General features: G+C 61.4%; 17 protein-coding genes. 4 read left to right on the top strand and 13 right to left on the bottom strand.

The window, feature by feature from the left end:
- Positions 1–179: 179 nt before the first annotated feature.
- The 9 genes from NKJ94_RS29255 to NKJ94_RS29215 all read right to left on the bottom strand — a co-directional run bounded on the left by NKJ94_RS29255 (position 180) and on the right by NKJ94_RS29215 (position 9,490).
- Positions 180–1,133 carry a carbohydrate ABC transporter permease gene (locus NKJ94_RS29255; RefSeq protein WP_352530157.1) on the bottom strand — a complete coding sequence of 318 codons (954 nt, stop codon included), beginning with the start codon at positions 1,131–1,133 and terminating at the stop codon, positions 180–182.
- A 4-nt stretch (positions 1,134–1,137) separates the two neighbouring features.
- The gene (locus tag NKJ94_RS29250) at positions 1,138–2,385 is read right to left on the bottom strand and encodes an ABC transporter substrate-binding protein (RefSeq protein ID WP_352530155.1); all 1,248 of its coding nucleotides are present in this window, start codon (positions 2,383–2,385) and stop codon (positions 1,138–1,140) included.
- Positions 2,386–2,587: 202 nt separating this feature from the next.
- The gene (locus NKJ94_RS29245) at positions 2,588–3,400 is read right to left on the bottom strand and encodes an SDR family NAD(P)-dependent oxidoreductase (protein ID WP_352530153.1); all 813 of its coding nucleotides are present in this window, start codon (positions 3,398–3,400) and stop codon (positions 2,588–2,590) included.
- Complete coding sequence (locus NKJ94_RS29240; RefSeq protein ID WP_352530151.1) at positions 3,397–4,398, bottom strand: sugar phosphate isomerase/epimerase family protein; 1,002 nt, start codon at positions 4,396–4,398, stop codon at positions 3,397–3,399. Before NKJ94_RS29240 ends, NKJ94_RS29245 begins: the two co-directional genes overlap by 4 nt.
- A gap of 37 nt (positions 4,399–4,435) precedes the next feature.
- Positions 4,436–5,209: an SDR family NAD(P)-dependent oxidoreductase gene (locus tag NKJ94_RS29235; protein ID WP_352530149.1), complete on the bottom strand. Its 774-nt coding sequence runs from the start codon at positions 5,207–5,209 to the stop codon at positions 4,436–4,438.
- A gap of 4 nt (positions 5,210–5,213) precedes the next feature.
- Entirely contained in the window at positions 5,214–6,311 is a 1,098-nt protein-coding gene (locus tag NKJ94_RS29230; protein ID WP_352530147.1) for an ABC transporter ATP-binding protein, read from the bottom strand.
- Between the two features lie 10 nt (positions 6,312–6,321).
- Positions 6,322–7,242: a carbohydrate ABC transporter permease gene (locus NKJ94_RS29225; RefSeq protein WP_352530145.1), complete on the bottom strand. Its 921-nt coding sequence runs from the start codon at positions 7,240–7,242 to the stop codon at positions 6,322–6,324.
- A complete protein-coding gene (locus NKJ94_RS29220; RefSeq protein ID WP_352530143.1) occupies positions 7,235–8,167 on the bottom strand; it encodes a carbohydrate ABC transporter permease in 933 nt (310 codons plus the stop codon). The genes NKJ94_RS29225 and NKJ94_RS29220 overlap by 8 nt, the downstream gene beginning before the upstream one ends.
- Positions 8,168–8,224: 57 nt before the next feature.
- Positions 8,225–9,490 (bottom strand): ABC transporter substrate-binding protein, encoded by a 1,266-nt coding sequence (locus NKJ94_RS29215; RefSeq protein WP_352530141.1) that lies wholly within the window; start codon positions 9,488–9,490, stop codon positions 8,225–8,227.
- Between the two features lie 143 nt (positions 9,491–9,633).
- Between NKJ94_RS29215 and NKJ94_RS29210 the strand changes: the two genes are divergently transcribed.
- Positions 9,634–10,830, top strand: a complete 1,197-nt coding sequence (locus NKJ94_RS29210; protein ID WP_352530139.1) for an ROK family transcriptional regulator — start codon at positions 9,634–9,636, stop codon at positions 10,828–10,830.
- 68 nt (positions 10,831–10,898) lie between these two features.
- Here NKJ94_RS29210 and NKJ94_RS29205 read toward each other — a convergent pair whose 3' ends face one another.
- Positions 10,899–11,858: a DMT family transporter gene (locus NKJ94_RS29205; RefSeq protein WP_352530161.1), complete on the bottom strand. Its 960-nt coding sequence runs from the start codon at positions 11,856–11,858 to the stop codon at positions 10,899–10,901.
- Between the two features lie 43 nt (positions 11,859–11,901).
- On the opposite strand from NKJ94_RS29205, the gene NKJ94_RS29200 reads away from it, so the two are divergent.
- From NKJ94_RS29200 to NKJ94_RS29190, 3 genes are all read left to right on the top strand, one after another.
- Positions 11,902–12,486, top strand: a complete 585-nt coding sequence (locus tag NKJ94_RS29200; protein ID WP_352530138.1) for a LysR family transcriptional regulator — start codon at positions 11,902–11,904, stop codon at positions 12,484–12,486.
- Positions 12,483–13,154, top strand: coding sequence for a LysR substrate-binding domain-containing protein (locus NKJ94_RS29195; RefSeq protein ID WP_352530136.1), 672 nt, complete (start codon positions 12,483–12,485; stop codon positions 13,152–13,154). Before NKJ94_RS29200 ends, NKJ94_RS29195 begins: the two co-directional genes overlap by 4 nt.
- A gap of 362 nt (positions 13,155–13,516) precedes the next feature.
- Positions 13,517–14,185 (top strand): FMN-dependent NADH-azoreductase, encoded by a 669-nt coding sequence (locus NKJ94_RS29190; protein WP_352530134.1) that lies wholly within the window; start codon positions 13,517–13,519, stop codon positions 14,183–14,185.
- Positions 14,186–14,886: 701 nt separating this feature from the next.
- On the opposite strand, the gene NKJ94_RS29185 is transcribed toward NKJ94_RS29190, so the two are convergent.
- Genes NKJ94_RS29185 through NKJ94_RS29175 form a run of 3 tightly spaced genes read right to left on the bottom strand, consistent with a single transcriptional unit; the run spans position 14,887 to position 19,603 of the window.
- Positions 14,887–15,789: a dihydrodipicolinate synthase family protein gene (locus NKJ94_RS29185; RefSeq protein WP_352530132.1), complete on the bottom strand. Its 903-nt coding sequence runs from the start codon at positions 15,787–15,789 to the stop codon at positions 14,887–14,889.
- Positions 15,790–15,836: 47 nt separating this feature from the next.
- On the bottom strand, positions 15,837–17,528 hold the full coding sequence (locus NKJ94_RS29180; RefSeq protein WP_352530130.1) for a hydantoinase B/oxoprolinase family protein: 1,692 nt from the start codon (positions 17,526–17,528) through the stop codon (positions 15,837–15,839).
- The gene (locus tag NKJ94_RS29175; protein WP_352530128.1) at positions 17,525–19,603 is read right to left on the bottom strand and encodes a hydantoinase/oxoprolinase family protein; all 2,079 of its coding nucleotides are present in this window, start codon (positions 19,601–19,603) and stop codon (positions 17,525–17,527) included. Before NKJ94_RS29175 ends, NKJ94_RS29180 begins: the two co-directional genes overlap by 4 nt.
- Positions 19,604–19,640: the final 37 nt, after the last annotated feature.

Here is a 19,640-nt window from a genome sequence, read left to right as displayed (position 1 = left end):
CTTCGTGCTCCCGGTGCCCCACGTCCCGGATGGGCTCACCATAAGGCCGTTCCAAAACAAGAACAGCAGGACGAAAAGGCACCACAGATCACATACCGGATAACGGAAAGATCGACAGCGCCACGCAGAAGAGCAGCAGCAGGTAGGTCGGGAGCGTTTTCGCCAGTTTCATGCCGACCTCAATAGGTGGTTTCGCGATTGAGCAGACGGAACTGAACGAAGGTGATGGCCAGGATCAGCAGGAACATCAGGAAAGACAGCGCCGAGGCGTAGCCGATGTTGAGTTCGAAGAAGGCTGCCTCGAACACATGCAGGCTGAAGAACCGTGTCGCGTCGGCCGGTCCGCCCTTAGTTATCAGATAGGCCGGCGCCAGCTCCTGCAACTGGCTGATCGTGCTGACAACGGCGATGAAGAGCGTGGTCGGCGTCAGCAGCGGCCAGGTCAGATAGCGGAACTGCTGCGCCGGCGTGGCGCCGTCGAGGGATGCGGCATCATAGAAGTCGGACGGGATCGACTGCAACGCGGAAAGGTAGATCAGCATGGCATAGCCGACATCCTTCCAGACCGTGATGGCGATGAGGGTCGGCAGCGCGGTCGAGGTGTCGCCGAGCCAATTCTGCGTCGGCAGGCCAAGCTCGGCAAGGAAGCTATTCAAGATGCCCGTGTAGGGATCGAGGATTGCCTGCCACATCAACGCGACGATCACGAAGGAGGTGATATAGGGAAAGAAGATGATTGCGCGGATCAGAGTGCGTCCCGGGATAGGCCGGTTGAGCACGACCGCCAGTCCGAGGCCAATGGCGATGCTGGCCGCGGTGACGCCTATCGCGAAGGCCAACGTCACGAAGAGCGACTGCCGAACGCGCGCGTCGCCGAGGGCAGCAACGTAGTTGTCCAGTCCGGCGAATTGGCTCTCGCCGATCAGCGGCTGGCCGCTGTACAGGCTCGCCCAAAACTCCAGCCCTATCGGATAGAAGAAATAGACCGAGAAATACAGGATCGCGGGCGACAGCAGCAGGTAAGCGATAAGCGTTTGCCGTGTGCGGCGGCTGAAGCGGCCGGCTCGGCGGATCGGTATGGCGCCGACGCGAATGTCCGTGCCGGCCGTATCGGTGCTGCCGCTGACAATCATCGGCCTAGTTGTTGGCCAGGATGACGTTGGCCTCGGCCGCGAATTTCGGCATGATCTCAGCTGCTGGCTTCTGATTATAGACGATATCCTCGAGCGCACTTTGCAGGAGCTTCTCGATTCGCGCGTGCTTGCCGGTGAGGCGCAGGTCGGCGGTGACGTCTTGCGCGTAAGGCAGGCATTTGCTGAAGCTGCCGATGACCGGATCGGCTTGAACCTCGGCGTTTTCGGCCCAGGATTTGCGCGGCATCGTCATGCCCGCTTCCTTGGTAGCCGCTAGTTCCGTGTCGAGCGCGACGAGCCGCTTCAACAATTCCCAGGCTTCCTTCGGGTGCTTCGCGTCTTTCGGGATCATCACGCTGACGCCGCCTGCGAACGTCGCCTGCACCTTGTGCTTGAGTGAGGGAGCAACCGCCCAGTTGAGCTTCGGGTTGCCCGAGCGGATCGGCTTCACGTCCCACGGACCGGTAATGATCATGGCGACCCGGTTGGCTGTGAACAGCTTTTGCGGACCCTCGTAATCAGCGCCCGCCACCGGATTGGTGGCTGCCTTTTCCTTATGGATCAAGTCGGCAAGGAACTGGATCGCCGCGATCGCTTCGGGACTGTCGAGATTGACCTTGTTTGTCTTGGGGTCGTAATAGGTCGCGCCGTTCTGCAGCAGCCACGACCAGTAGTATCCGATGCTGGGGTTGGGAGCGAAGCCGAAACGGGCACCGCTCGTCGTCGCTTTGGCGACCTTCAGGAAATCTTCCCAGGTCGCCGGCGGCGCGTCGAAGCCCGCATGCTTCAGCATATCGACGTTGTAGACGAGGGTGGCGCAGGTGAGGTGGATCTGGACGCCATAGTACTGGTCGCCGAGCTTGTTGCGCCCGACCGAATAGGCTTGCCAATCGTCGGGATAGCCGATCGCCTTGCCGTCTTGTTGGATGAAGTCGTTTAGCGGCCGCAGCAGATTGCGCTGGCCAAACTCCTGCACCCAGCCGCCGGGTTCGGCGACGAGATCGGGCGGGCTCTTCGCCGCAAAATCCGCCACCAGCTTGGTGCGCATATCCGGCCACTGGAATTTCTCCCACTGCACCGACCATCCGGGATGATCGGCCTCGAACTTCGCTATTACATCGGCATAGGCTTGATAGGCGTGGCCGGCATTCCAATAGAGCGTCAAGGTCTCGGCATGGGCCGCTGTCGCGGTCGCCAGGGCCGCGCCCAAAACCATGCCGTGCAGGAATCCGACTGGATTGTAGCGGCTCATCTTGGTCTCCTCCCAGGTTTGCCACCCGCCTTCCTATCAATGGACGGCGCGCCATATTATTCGATTAATATACCCGCTATATTGCAGTTTTTGTCAAGCTCCGAGTGTAATGCAGTGCATTGGTTCTGGCCGAACTCGGGCGGAGCTATCTGCAGCGCGCGATGGCGAAGTTGCTACCGGTACCGGTATGGACGGTCGCGGCTTAACCTGGAAAGATTGTGAAACCGCCGTCGACGCGGATGACCTGCCCGTTGATAAAGCGCGCGCGCGGACCGGCGAGGAAGGCCACCGCTTCGGCGATCTCTTCAGGCTCCGCATACCGGTTCAGCGATTTCTTGCTCGAGTCCATGCGCTGCGGATCGACCACGCGGCTCGCCTGGAACCGTGCCGTCTTGGTGGCGCCAGGGCTCACCGCATTGACGCGTACGCCATCGTCGATCAATTCCTTGGCGAGGCAGCGCGTATAATGGACGACGGCTGCCTTAAGCGTCGAGTAGACCACCTCGGGCGAGCATCCGATATGCGCTGCCGCCGAGGCAATGTTGATCACCGAGCCTGAGCCACGCTTGACCATCGGCGGAACGAACGCCTGGCAGACCAGCATCGTGCCGATGAGGTTGTTCTCGGTCAGGACCTTGATGTCGTCGTAGTCGATGTCGAGTGCGTTGTTGGGACTGGGCTTTACCCCCTTGGCGCCGATGTCGCCGCCGGCGCAGTTGACCAGAATGTGCACGTCGCCGAGATCCGCCTCGATCTTCCTCTTCATTTCGGCGACGGCCTGCTTGTCGCCGATGTTGCCCGTGACCGCGGTCACCCGCGTCCCATGCTTCTCCAGACCCTTGGCGGAGTCGCCGAGATCCGCGAATTCGGCGTATTGAGATGGCCGGGTCCAGTCGAGGTCGTGAACCGCGACGTTTGCGCCGAGTTCGGCCAGGCGGTCGGCCATCACGCGGCCGAGGCCGCGCCCCGAGCCGGTGACGAAGGCCGTCAGGCCGCTGAGTTCTCGGGTGGTCATGCTGATTTCTCCATTGCAATGAAACCGAACGTCTTCATGTTGGCGGTGCTGCGGCGGATCATGTCGAGCTCATACGAAGCGAGCGCGCCGTCATCATCGCGCTCCCACGGCGTGCGGTAGTCGGCGTCGTCCGCAAGCCGGTTTACGCGCGCAGCACTCAGGCAGGCCGCGAACTCGCGTGCGGTCTTCGGCGCATATCCGTTCCACCAGTCGTCGGTGAGACAGCGAACGTGACGGGCCTCCAGCGCGCCTGGCTCGAGCACGGCCGTCAGCGTGTCGTGGTGCTCGCCAAGGATGGCTGCCAGTTCGGCGAAAGGCACGGCGCCATCCCCGATCGCGCAGCGGACCAGACGATAGCCCTCATCCGTGAACTGCACGCGATAGTCCTTGAGGTGGAGGTGGCGGACATGCGGCGCGATCCGTCGCGTGAAGGCAAGCGGCGCCTCGCCGACGGGGAAGGTGTTGCCGGTGTCGTAGGTGATGCCGACACCCGGCCCGCCGAGTTCGCAAAACGCGACCAGTTCGTCGCTGCCGAAGTCCTGATGGTTCTCGATGCCGAGCACCCGGCCCTCCGCCGCCGCCCGCGGTCCCCATTCCGTCAAGGCAGCGCGGATCATCGCGTTGAACTCGCGCCATTTCTGGCCCCATGCGTTGCGGTCGCCGCACAGGACGGGCGTCAGCGCGATACGGATCGTCGTCGCTTCGAGCAGGCGCGCAGCCCGAAAGGTGTTGTCCAGCGGACCTGCCACGAGAAGTCCGCCGCTCACCACCGGGACGATGTCAAGCGCGGTCAGACGCCTGCGCAGGGCGACGATTTCGGCGTCCGGCAAGTCGCTCAACCAAGGTTCGTAGATCTCGAGCGTGCGTGCGCCCAGTTCCTGCGCCAGTGCTATGAAGCCCTCCAGCCCCACCCCGGCCGAATTGTGCCGCGGCGTGCCGCGGCCCTGCAGGCCGAGATAGTAGGTCAGTCCGTAGGGGTTGAGGCCGAGACGAAGCATCAGCTTGGCAGTTCCAATGAAGAGCGGGGAGGGGTCACTATCGCAGGCCGGCATCGACGGTGATGGACTGTTTCGTGATCATGCGGCTGTCATCCGCTGCCAGGAAGAGCACCGTCCGTGCAATCTCCTCGCCCAGGAGGACGCGGCGGATCAATTGTCGCTGCACCGTCTGGTCGACTGCCTCCTGCGTCTTGAACCACAACTCGCGCTGCCGCTCGGTCATGACGGCGCCGGGTTCGACCGCATTGACGCGGATGTCGTCGGGTCCGAACGACCGCGCCAACGCACGCGTCAGGGCCACCACCGCCCCCTTGGCGGTGGCATAGGTCACCATCTGGTCCGCTCCGAAACGCCAGGCGATGGAGGAGAAGTTTATGATCGAGCCGAAGCCGAGTTCCTTCATATGCGGATGCACTGCCTGCGCGGCGAAGAAGTGATGCCGGAGATTGACGTCGAAGCTGCGGTCCCAATATTCGGCCGTCACCGCGTCGATGGGATGGCGCTGATCATTGGCAGCGTTATTCACCAGGACGGCGACCGGACCAAGCCGCAATCGCACGCCTTCTACCGACGCCTGCAGCGCATCGACGTCGGTCACATCGCAATGGAGATACAAGGGGGCTCGCCCGGCGGCAGCACCGAGCTCGCGCAGCAATGCCTCCGCGGGTTCATCCTGTACATCGAGAAAGGCCACGCGGGCGCCATTCGCCACGAAAGCGCGGACCATATCGGCTCCGATCCCGGAGGCGCCGCCGGAGATCAGCACGACCCGATCGGTCAAGCTGGGATAAGTTGCGAATTGTACGGACATCAAATCACAGAAGCGCCTTGGTTGTTGGGTCGAACAGGCAGGCACGCGACATGTCGATGCCGAGCACTATCGTCTCGCCCATGACGGGAGCGTCGTCCGGCTCGAAACGGCCGGTGATCTCCAGATCACCCAGCCTGAGGACGGCAAGCGTCTCGGCGCCGGTCGGCTCGACCAACTCGACCGGCGCCTGCATGGACGCCACAGCCGGTTTCCGCGACTTCAGGTCCGTCGTGAAACGGTAGATATGTTCCGGCCGGATACCGAGCACGACGTCCTTTGGCGCACCGGCGGGCAGCGGCGCGGCGAGGACAAGACTAGCGTCGCTGCCGTCAGCGGCGCGTACCGAGATGCTGGTTGAGCCGGTAGACCGGGCGGGAATGAAATTCATCGCCGGCGATCCCATGAAACCGGCAACGAACATGTTGGTCGGCCGGTCATAGATCCGCTTCGGCGTGTCGAACTGCTGCACCGAGCCCTGGTTCATCACCGCGATGCGGGACGCGAGCGTCATCGCCTCGACCTGATCGTGGGTGACGTAGACCGTGGTCTTGCCGACGCGATGGTGGAGCTTCTTGATTTCGGTACGCATGTCGACGCGCAGCTTGGCGTCGAGGTTGGACAAGGGCTCGTCGAACAGAAACAGCTTTGGGTCGCGTACGAGGGCGCGCCCCATCGCTACGCGCTGCCGCTGGCCGCCCGAAAGCTGGCCGGGCTTGCGTTTAAGCAGCTGTTCGATCTGCAGGAGGGCGGCAACCCGCTGTACAGCTTCTGCTTGCACCGCTTTTGGCACGCCGCGGCTCTCCATGCCGAAGGTGATGTTCTGGCGCACCGTCATCGTCGGATAGAGGGCGTATGACTGGAATACCATCGCAATGTCGCGGTCTTTGGGTTGCACCGAGTTCACCAGCCGGTCGCCGATCCAGATCTCGCCCGACGTGACGGTTTCCAGACCGGCGATCATAGCGAGCAGGGTTGACTTGCCGCAGCCCGACGGGCCGACAAGGGCGATGAATTCGCCGGTCTTAGCCTCGAGATTGATGCCGGCAAGAATCTCGAGCGAGCCGTAGCTCTTGTGAAGGTTGCGGATCATCAACGCGGACATGGACGACGCCTCATTTGATGGCGCCCTGGGTGAGGCCGCGCACGAAGTATTTTCCGCCGAACAGATAGATCAGCAGCGGTGGCAGCGCGCCGATCAGCACGGCGGCGCTCATCACATCGTAAGCACGCGCGGTCGTGCCGCCGGCCGTGAGCGCGACCAACGCCGCCGTAATCGGCTGCTGCTGGCCCGATGTGAAGACGACGCCGAACAGATACTCGTTCCAGATGCCGGTGAACTGCCAGATGACGGTGACAATCAGAATCGGCGGCGACAGGGGGAGGATGATCTTGCGGAAGATTCGCCAGAACCCGGCGCCATCGATGCGAGCCGCCTTGATAAGGTCGTCCGGTATGCTGACGTAGAAATTGCGGCAGAACAGGGTCGTGAACGAGATGCCCTGGACGACGTGGATCAACACCAGCCCGTATGTGGAATTGGTCAGGCCGAGCTTGCCGAGCAGGAACGCCCACGGCATCAGCGAAATCTGGCCGGGCATGAAGACGCCGAGCAGCATCAGATTGAAGATCAGTTCGGAACCCCGGAAGCGCCATTTGGAGAGGATGTAGCCGTTCATGGCGCCGAGAATGGTCGAGATGATCGTGGCGGGGATCGTCATCGCCAGCGAGTTGAAAAAATTGCGCTTCATGCCCTCGCAGGTACCGCTGACGCAGTAGGTTCCCCAGGCTTGCGCCCACGCGTCGAGGCGGAAGCTGCGAGGCACGGAGATGAGGCCGTTGCGGGCAATCTCCGACTGCTCGCGCAGTGAGTTGAAGATCACCACCAGCAACGGCACGAGATAGACGACCGCGAAAAGCGTCAGCACGGCATAGACAAGGAAGCGGCTCCAGAAATGCCGGCGCGTAGCCGCGGCAGCTTCCGGATCAGGGCGGGCCGGATCAAAGCGGCGGGCATCGGGGCTAATTTCAGCCATTGCGGCCCTCCGCCCGCCTGCGCCAGACGATCCACAAGGAGTACGGCACCAGCACCACCGCGACCGCTGCGAGCATCATCATGGCCGCGGCGGCACCCTCGCCGATTTGCCCGCGCTGGAACATCAGGTCGTAGACGTAGATGGCGGGGAAGGTGGTGGACACACCTGGCCCGCCCCGCGTCAACGCCGCCACTAGGTCGAACGTCTTGATGGCGAACTGTATCTGAATGACCGCCACCGCCAGGAATATCGGGGCGATGGTTGGCAGGATGACCCGCCGATAGGTCCGGAAAACCGACGCGCCGTCGATTTGCGCGGCTTTGACGAGATCCGGATCGACCGACCGCAGACCAGCCAGGAAAAGTGCCATCGCGAAGCCGGACGACTGCCAGATACCGGTTATGATCACCGCATAGATCGCCGTGTTGCGGTTGGCCGTCAGGGCGAAGCTGAAGTCGGTCCAGCCGAGCCCCCGAACGAAGCCCTGGATACCGTCGACAGGGTTATAGAGCCAGCTCCACACCGTACCGGTGACGATGAACGACACCGCCAGAGGGTAGAGAAAGATGGTGCGCCAAACCGCTTCGCCGCGGACGCGCTGGTCGATAGCGATCGCGAGCAGCAGGCCGACCGCCATCGAGCCAACGATATAGAAGCCGCCGAACAGGAAGAGGTTCGTATAGGCGATGTTCCAGCGCCGGTTTGCCCAGAGCGAAGCGTAGTTGTCCAGGCCAACGAACCCATAGGTCGGCAACAGCGACGAGTTCGACAGCGAAATATAGAGCGTCCACAGCGTGAAGACGAAAACATAGACGAAACTCGCCGCTATCGACGGCGCCAGCACCAGAATGGGCACCATCGTGCCCAGGCGCTCGCGCCACGGACGGGCCGCGGCAGCTGGTACAATCAGATCATGGGTGGACATCGGGCTGCTCCGGCGAAGTCAGGCCGGGCGCTTTGCCCCCGGCCATCATCGGCAGCTTCACTTTTGCGCTTCGGCCGCATCCGCCATCGCATTGGCGGCGTCCTGCGCACTCATATCCGGCGTCGCTACAAACTCGGTGATGGTATCCATCATTGCGCCGCGGACCTTTTGCGGGACCGTCATGTTGTGCGCCATCGAACGGACGAGCGTGCCGGCGGCGATCGAGGCTTGCAGATCCTTTTGCGAGAGTTGCTGGCAGGGATTGAAGCCGTTCGAAAGATCGACGTCGAGGCGCGCCGGGATGGAGCCCTTGGTCTGATTGAAAATGGTCTGGAACTCGGGCGACAGGATGATGCTGGCGAGCAGTTTCTGCCCCTCAATGTAGTCCGGGTCCTTCTGCTTGAAGAACACGACCGAGTCTGAATTCAGGATGAAGCCCGGCTTGCCCCAATCGGTCGGCGCCTGGGCACAGACATAGTCGGTGCCCTCCTTGAAGCCGCCGGCGGTCAGCAGGCCGATCGTCCAGTCCCCCATGATGTGGAAGGCGGCCTCGCCGCGGCCGACCAGATGCGACATGGTATCCCAATCACGCCCGTTCATGCCGGGGTCCATGTACTTCGAGGTCATGATGCGGAACTGCTCGAAGGCCTTGACCATGCCGTCGCTGCGCATGGCGTCGACGTCGCCCTCGACGAAGGCCTTCTTGTAGAGATCGAGGTCCTGACCGTACACGACCACTTCGAAGACGGTCGAGTCGGTCCAGTCGGCGGTCGAGTGCGAAATGCAGATCTTGCCGCTGGCCACGATCTTGTCGCAGGCGGCGTTGAATTCCGCCCATGTCTTCGGCACCTCGGTAACGCCTGCGTCCTTCATGACCTTCGGCGACGCCCACAGCCAGTTGATGCGGTGAATGTTCATCGGCGCCGCCACCCAATTCCCGGTCGGCTTCATCACCGGCAGCAATTCGGGAGCGACGACCTTCTCCCAATTTTCCGCCTTGGCCAGTTCGTCGAGATTGGCTGTCATGCCCGTCTCGTTCCATTCGGCGATCTCGGGCCCCTTGAGCTGCACAGCGGGAGGTGCGTTGCCGGCGATCACGTCGGCACGCAGTTTGGCCAGGGTATTGGCCGTATGGCCTGCGATGGAGGTCTGCTGCCAGGTGCCACCCTTGGCGGTAAACATCTCGCCGAGCTTGGCAATAGCCTGGGCGTCCGATCCGGTCGCCCATTGATGCAAGAGGTTGGTCTTGGGCTCCGCGAACGCTGCGCCCGCGACAAAGGTGTAGGCCGTTGCGGCCACAAGGGCCGTCCTCAGATATTTCATCGTTTCACTCCCATATGTGATGCACGGTTCGTATCGACCGCTTGTGGCCCGCGATTTGAGGTCGTGGCCGGTGAGATGCAGTAATCTCCGTTCTTTCCAAGATGACATATTTGGGCTATCAGTCAACGTCCTTTGTGCTCATCATGAACAAACCTTCGCTTAGAAATTGGTTGATCGACAGGCCGTCCGCATCGCCGGAGAGCCTGATCGTCCGATGCCTGCGTGAGCGCGGCGTGCTTTCAGCGTCGCAGATCACGCACATCACCGGTTTGGCGCGGTCGACGGTTTCAACCGCGCTCAATGGCTTGAAAAAGTCCGGAATGGTGATCGAATCCTCGGCCCATCATGACGGGGCCAGGGGCATCGGCAGGCCTGCCGCGACATTGACGCTCAATCCCGCCGCAGGCACCTGCGTCGGCATCCATCTGGCCCTCGACGAGATGCGGTGCGTCGTTGCCGACGTTTCGCATTCTTTCATTGCCGAACAAACTATTCCCATGGGTCTGGACTACCAGCCGCAACAGGCGGCTCAGCTCGCCAAGTCAGTGATTGCCCAATGCTACGAAGAGAACGGTCTGCCGATGGCGGGGCTCCTGGGGGTTGGGGTCTCCGTCTCGGGCCCTGTCAGCCGCGAAGGAGTGGTGCTGCGCGCGAGTATCGTTCCGACCTGGGCCGGGGTCAACATCCGCGATGTGTTCGGGCCGGTTCTCGAACAGCCGATCTTTGCCGACAATGAAAGCAACTGCTCGGCCATTGCGGAGTTGATGTGGGGCGCGGCCGTCGGCCAGGACGATTTCGTACTATTCAAGATCGATCTGGGCGTCGGCGGGGCCATTGTCCAGCATGGCCGGCTGGTGAGCGGCATCGGCGGCGGCGCCGGCGAATTCGGGCACATCAGCATTGATCCCGGCGGCGATCTTTGCCGGTGCGGAAATCGCGGATGCCTGGAGCTCTATGCCAGCTTTGCCCGGCCGCTCGATCAGATTTCGCGCATCGTGCGGCGGCCGGTCACGATGGACGACGTGATCATGATGGCAGAGCAGGGCGATGTGAGGGCGCTGCGGATGATCGAGGATACCGCCGAGTTCGCCGGCCGCGGTCTTGGCTTGATCGGTTCGGTGCTCAATCCGCCACTCATCATCATCGGCGGCCGCATGGCCTTGGCGGGCGACATTCTCCTGGCACCACTGATCGCGTCATATGAACGCCACACGCTGATCAAGTCCCGCGATGTCGCGCCCGCGCTGCGCACGCGGATAATCGTTGGCAAGCACACGGAAAACGATGCATTGCTCGGTGCGGTCGGCCTCGTGCTGCGCCACAACAGCCGTCTTCAATGATCCGGCCTTGTTTCGAGCGGTGCTCTGACGTTGCGAGTTGCTGGCCGAAGCGGCGGTGCTGATGTTGCCTACGCGACACGCATTGTGCGCTGCCTCGGCTTGATCGCGGTGGCGAGCAGCAGGCCGGCGACGATAAAGGCGGCGCCGGCGAGATCGTAGTCGTGCAAGCTTTCGCCAAGGAAAAGATAAGCGAGCACGGCGACGAAGGCAGTCTGCAGATAGAGCAGCATGCTGGCGCGCCCGGCGCCAAGCGTCTCGACGCTACGATTATAGAGATAGTACATCAGAGCGCCGCCCGGGCCAGCGATATAGGCGAGAGCCAGAAGGCCGTTCGCATGCAGCGCCGAACGATCCCCGGAAAACAGTTCCCAGAGATAGAGGGGCAGTGCGGCCAGCGCGCCGGCTCCCAGCAGCAGGACCACCATCGGCAGAAGCTCGATAGCGAATTTGGAGCGACGCAGCAGCACGGTGTAGAGGCCCCAGCAAAACGCGCTGCCGACGATCCACAACTCGCCGGGATTGAACTGCAGCTGCATCAGCGCGGCAAGGTCGCCGCGCGCCACGATCACCACCATCCCGATCAGAGCGAGCAGCGCTCCAAGCGCCTTCCAGACACCGAGGGGCTCCCCGAGCACGAAGCGGGCAAGCACCATGGTCATGATCGGCGACAGCGCCATGATGATGCCGGCGGTTGTCGCGTTGGTGTAGTTGAGGCCCGTGTAGATCATGCCCTGACACAGGGCCAACCCGATGGCGCCGATGACCAGCACCTCGATCGCGCGGGATTGGATCAGCACGAGCATCGCCCCGTGATGGTGATGGACGATAGGCAGCAGGATCGCGCAGGCGAGCGTCAGCCGCCAGAAGCAGAGCGCCCAAGGCGGCATCTCGGGGGCAACCCACTTGGCGGCGATGTAGACGCCGGCCGACAGGAGCCAGCAGAACGTCGCGAGGGAATAGGCGAGCGGAAGCGATGCGCCGGGTGTCGCCTTCGCTACACTTGGATGTGCTATCGGCAGCGATTGGATGTCCGTCTCCTCCCACCGCAGACTTTAGCAAATTTGCTGCATCTTGCCGAGCAGCAACAACAGCTATTTTACCAATCTAATCCAAAACGGTGGGTCATTGCGGGTCCTGCCGCTCACGGTCGAGCAATGGCTGGAACACACGCGTTCCACGCAAAACGCCTGGTTTGCGCCCTTGCATGAAATTGCCGCCCTTGTACGATCCTGTCATACGACGGCCAGCCAGAAGGTACGGGTGGACCAGCTGCCCTCCTACGACCGGCCGGTCCTCTTGACGGAACGTCGTTCCCCTAAGGCAGAGCGGCTAAAAACCTACCGGCTGAACCGATGCGAGTGGATCGTGAATAGGCTGCCTCCCCTCAAGAGCCTGCAAGCGTTCGACGCCGCTGCCAGGCACCTCAGTTTCAAGAAGGCGGCGGAAGAACTGCATGTTACCCCGACGGCAATCAGCCATCAGGTGAAGCTGCTCGAAGAGCGCATCCAGCGTAAGCTCTTCAACCGCCTTGTGCGGTCACTTTCCCTGACCAAAGCAGGCGAAACCTATGCTCCGCTGGTTGAAAGGGTTTTTCTTATCTTGAACTGGCTTCAGAGGAAGTCGGCGACGCCACCGCGACGGGCGAGTTGTCAGTGACAACGACGACCTCTTTTGCCACCAAATGGCTGATGCCGCGATTGAGCCGGTTCCGGCAACGCCATCCGGACATTGTCATCAAGGTGAGCGGGTCCGACGAGACTGTCGACTTCACACGCCACAACTTCGATCTCGCTATTCGTTACGGCTTCGGTGATTACACCGACTTGAGCACGGTTTGGGTGCTGTCGGACAAGGCCGCCGTGGTTTGTTCCCCCTCGCTGCTCGTGGGTACATCTCCGGGCGACTATGCGGCGGCCGTTTCGCGCGGTCCGCTCATTCACTATGAATGGTCGGGATTCACCAAACGCGATCCAAACTGGTCCACCTGGTTTCACGCGGTCGGTCTGGATGGTGTCCATGTTCCAGCCAGCGCGGTCTACAGTGATGAGCACATGTGCATACAGGCGGCGATCGACGGTAACGGTTTTGCGCTGGTAGGGTTGATTGCCGCCGCTGATGATATCGTGCAAGGCCATCTGGCATTGGCGTCTCCCGTAATGCTCCCCAACAAGAACTATTACCTGATCTGCCCCGAAACCCGCGCTAGCAATCCAAGGGTGGCGGCGTTCCGGGAATGGCTGCTCGAGGAGGCCGACGTTTTCCGCGATAGTCGCGCCGGCGAACTTATTGAAGATCAAACCGTGCTATCCGGTCCGCTCACCTGACAGCTGAGCAATCCTCGCTTCATCGCCTGACAATTTTTGATAGGTTTTGCCGTGTTTCTTGGCGCAGGCAGCATTCGATATTGGCAAGCCTTTCGAGGACAGGAAACGCGTCCGGGCCACGGCGAGGGGACCGCGTGAGACCTTAGACGGAACCAACTTGCGACAACACCGTCGGCAATCGCTTTATACCGTCCGCGCGACGGGCGCCGCTGTCTGAGGAGCCGTCGGGCTCAACCAGGCGGCGGCTTTCGTTTGAGTGGCATGCCGATGATTTTATTCAGCCGTCGGCTCAAATCAAATCGGGCGTCCATCGTGCATGTGTCTGATAGGTCTGCGGCAAATGCAAATTGGAGCAGATCACAATGGCTACTATTCTTCACATTGACGCCAGCGCACGGGTCTCGCGCTCGCTTTCGCGGGCTCTATCCGCAAAGTTCATCGAAGCTTGGATGGCGCGTAACCCCGGCGACAGGGTCATCCGGCGTGATATCGGCGCAAATCCGCCCCCGGCCACGACAGAACCGTGGATCGCCGCCGTCTTCGCCAAACCCGAACAGCTTACCGAGGACCAGCGACAATTGATCGCTTTTTCCGATACGCTGATCACCGAACTCGAAGCAGCGGACATCATCGTCCTGGGCACGCCGATGTACAATTATGGCATGCCCACGGCCTTGAAGGGATGGGTCGATCAGGTCGTCCGCGTCAACAAGACGTTCACCTTCGATCTTGGGCGAGGGGACTTCCCGTTGGAGCCGGTGCTTTCGGATAAAACACTGGTGCTCCTGAGTTCTTGCGGAGAATTCGGTTTCGAGCCGGGCGGCATTCGCGGCCATATGAATCATCTCGACACCCATCTGCGAGCCATCAAGCACTATCTCGGCGTCGATGATATGCATCATATCGGGATTGAGTATCAGGAATTCGGCGGTGACCGGCATGTCAGATCGATCGCGGCCGCGCATGCCGCAATTCCGGCTCTTGTCGATCGGTTGTCGGTTCCGCACGTCGCTTATGCGGCTGCTTCTTGATTGCCCGTTCGTAATACTCACCGTGCTTGCCGGTCAAAGGCTCGGAAGCAAGGAGGTCGACGATGGCATTTGGCTCGTAAGCTTCATGCATTATGATTTGGGATATAACGACCTGGAACAGAGGACCTTGCAGGCCATCGACAACCCGTTCGGCACGAGGTTGTCACACATGTCTTAGGTACGTTCTGTTACCCATGTCCCCGGGCCGTACAATCAGAATTTTGGTAGCGGGAGAGGGATACCGCCAATACAGTGCGGCCACTGAATTCATTTGCTAACTCGACTCCTTTGCAAGTTATAGGGCGGTTTGCAGCCTTAAATCGTGTCCCCGCAACCACTTCTGTCATAGTACGATAACCGTCTCGGTCTAACCGAGGCGGTTTTTTCGTGCGGCGAATTTGAAAATGTCTGGATTGCGTAAGGCCGGGCATTAAGGCGCATATTTTGCGCGAAGGCCTTCATGAACCTCAATCATCGGCGGAATGCGCCGTGCAGCGTGCAGCGGTGGTGCTTCGACGTAGAAATCGGAAAACACGCTCGCAGCAACTCTGCACTACGCAGATGTTCGCCCACCTCCGGCCACGCAACATCGATCCGCAATTCGGGGCCATGTGGGCACATTTCAGACATTCAGTCAGCCAACGAGACACTGACGAATGGCGGCCCCTGGACTCAAAACAGACGACGTGGACATCCATATTTCAAGAATCGACAAGCGCTGATAGATCCGATATCGCCCGTCGAATTACTCCTTCCACTTTCGATCGTTCCTCGCCCGTGATCGGGAGACGTGGCTTTCGGACATGTTCCGGGGCGCCGTACACTAGGTGCTCGGCAAATTTGATGTACTGGACCAGCTTGACGTCCGTATCGAGATGGAACGCCGGCGTCATCAATCGGTACAATGGAAGTGCTCTCGTGAAGTCACAGCTGCGTGCCATGTTGAAGAGCGATACGCACTCGGCGGGCCATGCATTCGTCATCCCGGAGACCCACCCGATCGCACCCAGAGCCAGGCTTTCCAGGATAAGATCGTCCACGCCGCAAAAGACATCGAAGCGATCTCCGAAGGCGTTGAATAGGTCCGTAACCCTGCGGATATCACCGGTCTCTTCCTTGATGGCCACGATGCCGGGCACATCGACCAGCGCCTTTAGCGTTTCGACGTCGACGTCAACCTTGTACGCAATCGGATTGTTGTAGATCATGACGGGCAGATCGCTCGCTTCAGCCACCGTTTTGTACCACGCAACGGTCTCGTGGCGGTCAGTACGATAGGCAAGGCTGGGGAAGGTCATCAGGCCATCAGCCCCCAACTTTTGGTATTTGCGAGCTGCGGCTATTGCATTGTCGGTGGACAGTTCCGCAAGGCCTGACAGCAGAGGCACCCGTCCCGCAACGACCTCTTTCGCGCCCCGAACGACGGTATCGCGTTCCGACTGCGAGAGAGTTGCATTTTCGCCAAGCATTGGCAGCACGATGACGCCGGAAACGCCATTCTCGATAAGCCTGTTTATGCTCGTTTGCGTGGCTTCAATATCAATCGCCCCTGATGCCTGCATCTTCGTGGTGACAGCAGGAAATACGCCAGTCCAGGTCATCATCTCATCTCCAGTTCGCGAGCGCATTGGCCGCATTGTTGATTGAACGTTCAGCTTGAAATGTCGGTGTCGCCTGTTTTTGGCTTTGGCTGAAAGCGATAGTCAGCGACGGCCTGCGCAAGCGAAGTCTTGCCATTGAGCAGATCAGCTGCGATCGACTCTGGATCGCGCTTTGCCGGATCGCCCCAACCACCGCCGCCAGCCTGCTCGTGGCGGATCACGGTGTCCTTGCCGATCTCCAGCGTCACCTTCGCCGGCAGCACGCGCCATTCGCCGTCTTGCTTCAGCAGATTCCTCGAGCTCGCCGCCGCCTGGCCTCCGAACAGCCCGTAGGGCGGATGCTCGTGGCGATCGGCACGCAATTGAAGGATCGCATTGTCGGCCAGTATCCGGTACTGCCGTATTAGCCCGAGCCCACCACGATACTGACCGGCGCCGCCGGAATCCTCCCGTAGCGAATATTCCTCCATGATGATCGGATAGCGTGCCTCGATTGTCTCTATGGGCAGATTAGACATGTTCTGGCTGGGATTGGTGATCCCTTCGATGCCGTCCTTGTCGGATCGCCCGCCCCAGGCGCCGTTGATCATATCAACGAAGACGAACGGCTTTCGTTCGGGCCCGTGATAGCCGCCGATGGCGACCACCGTGTTGCCGCCCTCGCCCGCCGCCATCAGCCGTTGCGGCGCAATCTGCGCCAGCGCGCCCATTACCGTATCGACGACGCGGTAGCCGGTCAGCGCCCGCGCCGCCACTGGTGCTGGCATTCTTGGATTGAGGATCGAGCCCTCCGGTGCGGTCACCGTGATGCACCGGTAGACACCGGCATTGTTAGGCACGTCCTGGTCGAGCGCGCAACGTATGGTCAGGTAAGTTGAGGATTTCACGAAGGAGAGCGTCGCATTGATCGCGCCTTTCACCTGGGGTGACGAGCCGGCAAAGTCGACCCAGAGATGGTCGCCCCTTACCGTGATTTTACAGGCGATCGGGATTGGCGCTGGTGAGAAACCATCGCCGTCGATGTAGTCCGTAAATGTGTAATCCCCGTCCGGCCAGCCGGCGATCGCCTTTCGCGTCAGCTCCTCGCCGTAGTCGATCAGGCGATCGAAATAGGCTTCCAGTTCGTCGCCATACCGCTCGAAGAGCCGCAGCATCTCCCATTCGCCGATGTTGCAGGTGGCGTATTGCGCATCGAGGTCGCCGAGCACTAGGTCAGGCAGCCGCACATTCTTCTCGATGATCTTGAACAGCGTCTTGTTGGCGACGCCGCGATCGTAGAGCTTCATTGGCGCAATGCGGAGGCCCTCCTGGAATATCTCTGTCGAGTCGGAGGCATTCGACCCCGGCACGCGCCCGCCTACATCGCAGTGGTGGGCGATAACCACGGAGAAACCGAGCAGCCGCTCCCCTGAAAAGATCGGCTTGAACATGAAGATGTCGGGAAGGTGCATGCCGCCGTCATAGGGGTCGTTGAGAACGATCACATCGCCTGGGAACATGTCATCGCGGAAGCGCTCGATGATCACGTCCATCGCGTCAGGCACGGCACCCAGGTGCAGTGCTACGGTCTTGGCCTGGCTGAGGATGCGGCCTCGGGCGTCGCAGATTGTCACGGAGTAATCGAGCACGTCGCGCACGATCGGCGAGCGCGCCGTGCGCATGATCGCATAGGCCATGTCGTCGACAATAGTGTCGAGACCCGACTTGATGACGGCGAAGGTGATGGGATCGATCGCGCTCACGAAGTGGCCTCCAGCGTCGCAACAAGACTGCCGGTCGCGCTTGGCTCGACCCGCACCCCTGGCGGAATTACCATGGTCGTGTCCGCGCCCTCGATGATCACCGGTCCGGCGAGCGCCGCTATCACCGCCTCCCGCCGTACGATGGGTGTGTCGATCGCAGCGTCGCGACCGAAATGCACCATGCGCCTTTCCATGCCGACGCCGACTACTGACCGCGCGGCTTTGAGCACGGTGAAATCGAGCGGCTCGGAGACACGACCGTGAGCGTGCAGCCTCAACGCCACCGCCTCCACAGCATCGATCGGCGTATAGCCATAGGTGTCGCGGTAGGCCGTGATGAACGCGGATCGCAGCGACGCGGCATCGAAGGCACTGGAGAACGGTATCGATAGCGACGCGTCCTGCCCCTCAAGCCGCAAATCGATTTCCTCGGTGAAGTCGATGCTCCCCGCCGCATAGCCTTGCGCGACCAACGCAGCGGTCGCGGCAAGACGCATCTCCTGCCTGAGCGCCGCAACCAACACCGGGTCCAGCAGGTCGAGCCGTGCCTGCGCCGAACGCAACTCGTGATGTTCGACGCTGCCAGCCAGCATGCCCATCGCCGTGAACACGCCAGCCGCTGGCGGGAACACCACGCGTGCAATGCCGAGTGTCCTTGCCAGGTCGCAGGCATGAACGGGCCCAGAGCCGCCGAAGGCCAGCAGTGTCAGCTCGCGCGGATCGAGGCCCCGCTCGACGGTGACGGCGCGGATGGCGCGAACCATATTGGCGTTGGCGATCTCGCGGATGCCATAGGCTGCGGCCTCAGTGTAGAGGCCAAGTGGGGTACCGAGATTCTTGCCGATCACAGCCCGCGCCGCCTCGACGTCAAGCTTCAGGGAGCCGCCTGCCAGCCGGGGCGGCAAATAACCGAGCACGACATTGGCGTCGGTGACCGTCGGCCGCGAGCCGCCCAACCCGTAACAAACAGGACCGGGGGCGGCGCCCGCCGAAAGCGGCCCGACGGTCAGCAGGCCCGCGGCGTCGATCGCGGCGATCGAGCCGGCTCCATTGCCAACCTCGGCCACATCCACTGTCGGGACCCGCATCATATAGCCGCCAGCCTTGATGAAGCGCGAAGGCACCGACATGCCGCCGCGAAATTCATATTCATGCGTGCGGCTCAGCACGCCGCGATGGACAAGTGCGGCTGAAGCGGTCGTCCCGCCCATGTCGAAAGCGACGACGTTTGGCTCGCCCAGGACGGCGGCAAGGCGTTCGGCGCCCACGGCTCCGGAAGACCGGCCGGACGAGATGAAAAACACGGGATTCCGTTGTGCAGTGACGGAGACAGAGAGCCCGCCATTGGAATTGCCGATCAGCAGCGGAGCCGTCACACCGGCCGCGCGCAATTTGCTTTCGAGACGATCGAGATAGCCGCGCAGCGCGGGCAGCACATAGGCGTTGACGACCGTGGTCGACGTCCGCTCGTATTCGCCGGCTTCCGGCAGAACATCTACAGACGCCGTTACGGCAATCTGCCGAAATGCCTGCGAGAAGACGCGCGCCGCGATGCGTTCGTTCTCGGGGTTCTTGTAGGAATTGAGAAAGCAGATAGCGACGGATTCGATGCCTTCGGCTTGGAAGAAGGCACCGGCCGCCAGCACGCCATCGGGGTCCACCGGGATGTTGATGGTGCCGTCGGCGAGCGTGCGTTCCGCCACCTCCAGCCGATAACGCCTGGCAACCAGTGGCTCCGGCTTGTCCCAGGTCAGGTCAAACATACCGGGCGTGCGCAGCCGCCCGATCTCCAGAACGTCGCGAAAGCCCCTGGTGGTGATCAGGCCGGTGCGGGCGCCAAGCTTTTGCAACAGCGTGTTTGAACCGACCGTGGTGCCGTGCAGCACCTCGGTGAGTGCCGAAGGTGGCATGCCGGACGCAGCCAGCACTTCGGCCATGCCTGATATCACCGCGTCCTCGGGTGCCGAAGGCGTCGAACTGACCTTGGCGGAGAACGTCAGACCATCGGTTCTGAGCAACACCAGATCGGTGAAGGTGCCACCGATATCGACGCTGAGCCGTCCCGTCAGGGGCATCGATATGCTATTTGTCGGAAGCAAGCTTGCCGCCCAC

This window comes from Mesorhizobium sp. M0060 (assembly GCF_040323155.1).
Lineage (GTDB): Bacteria > Pseudomonadota > Alphaproteobacteria > Rhizobiales > Rhizobiaceae > Mesorhizobium.
Note: the sequence above shows the minus strand (reverse complement) of the source record. Positions and strands in the feature narration are given on the sequence as shown.

Coding starts and splice junctions, on each gene's coding strand:
- NKJ94_RS29245 (WP_352530153.1), bottom strand. CDS start 3,400: ATGACCACCCGAGAACTCAGCGGCCTGACGGCCTTCGTCACCGGCTCG.
- NKJ94_RS29230 (WP_352530147.1), bottom strand. CDS start 6,311: ATGTCCGCGTTGATGATCCGCAACCTTCACAAGAGCTACGGCTCGCTC.
- NKJ94_RS29185 (WP_352530132.1), bottom strand. CDS start 15,789: ATGATGACCTGGACTGGCGTATTTCCTGCTGTCACCACGAAGATGCAG.
- NKJ94_RS29190 (WP_352530134.1), top strand. CDS start 13,517: ATGGCTACTATTCTTCACATTGACGCCAGCGCACGGGTCTCGCGCTCG.
- NKJ94_RS29255 (WP_352530157.1), bottom strand. CDS start 1,133: ATGATTGTCAGCGGCAGCACCGATACGGCCGGCACGGACATTCGCGTC.
- NKJ94_RS29175 (WP_352530128.1), bottom strand. CDS start 19,603: ATGCCCCTGACGGGACGGCTCAGCGTCGATATCGGTGGCACCTTCACC.
- NKJ94_RS29235 (WP_352530149.1), bottom strand. CDS start 5,209: ATGTCCGTACAATTCGCAACTTATCCCAGCTTGACCGATCGGGTCGTG.
- NKJ94_RS29215 (WP_352530141.1), bottom strand. CDS start 9,490: ATGAAATATCTGAGGACGGCCCTTGTGGCCGCAACGGCCTACACCTTT.
- NKJ94_RS29240 (WP_352530151.1), bottom strand. CDS start 4,398: ATGCTTCGTCTCGGCCTCAACCCCTACGGACTGACCTACTATCTCGGC.
- NKJ94_RS29225 (WP_352530145.1), bottom strand. CDS start 7,242: ATGGCTGAAATTAGCCCCGATGCCCGCCGCTTTGATCCGGCCCGCCCT.
- NKJ94_RS29210 (WP_352530139.1), top strand. CDS start 9,634: ATGAACAAACCTTCGCTTAGAAATTGGTTGATCGACAGGCCGTCCGCA.
- NKJ94_RS29220 (WP_352530143.1), bottom strand. CDS start 8,167: ATGTCCACCCATGATCTGATTGTACCAGCTGCCGCGGCCCGTCCGTGG.
- NKJ94_RS29250 (WP_352530155.1), bottom strand. CDS start 2,385: ATGAGCCGCTACAATCCAGTCGGATTCCTGCACGGCATGGTTTTGGGC.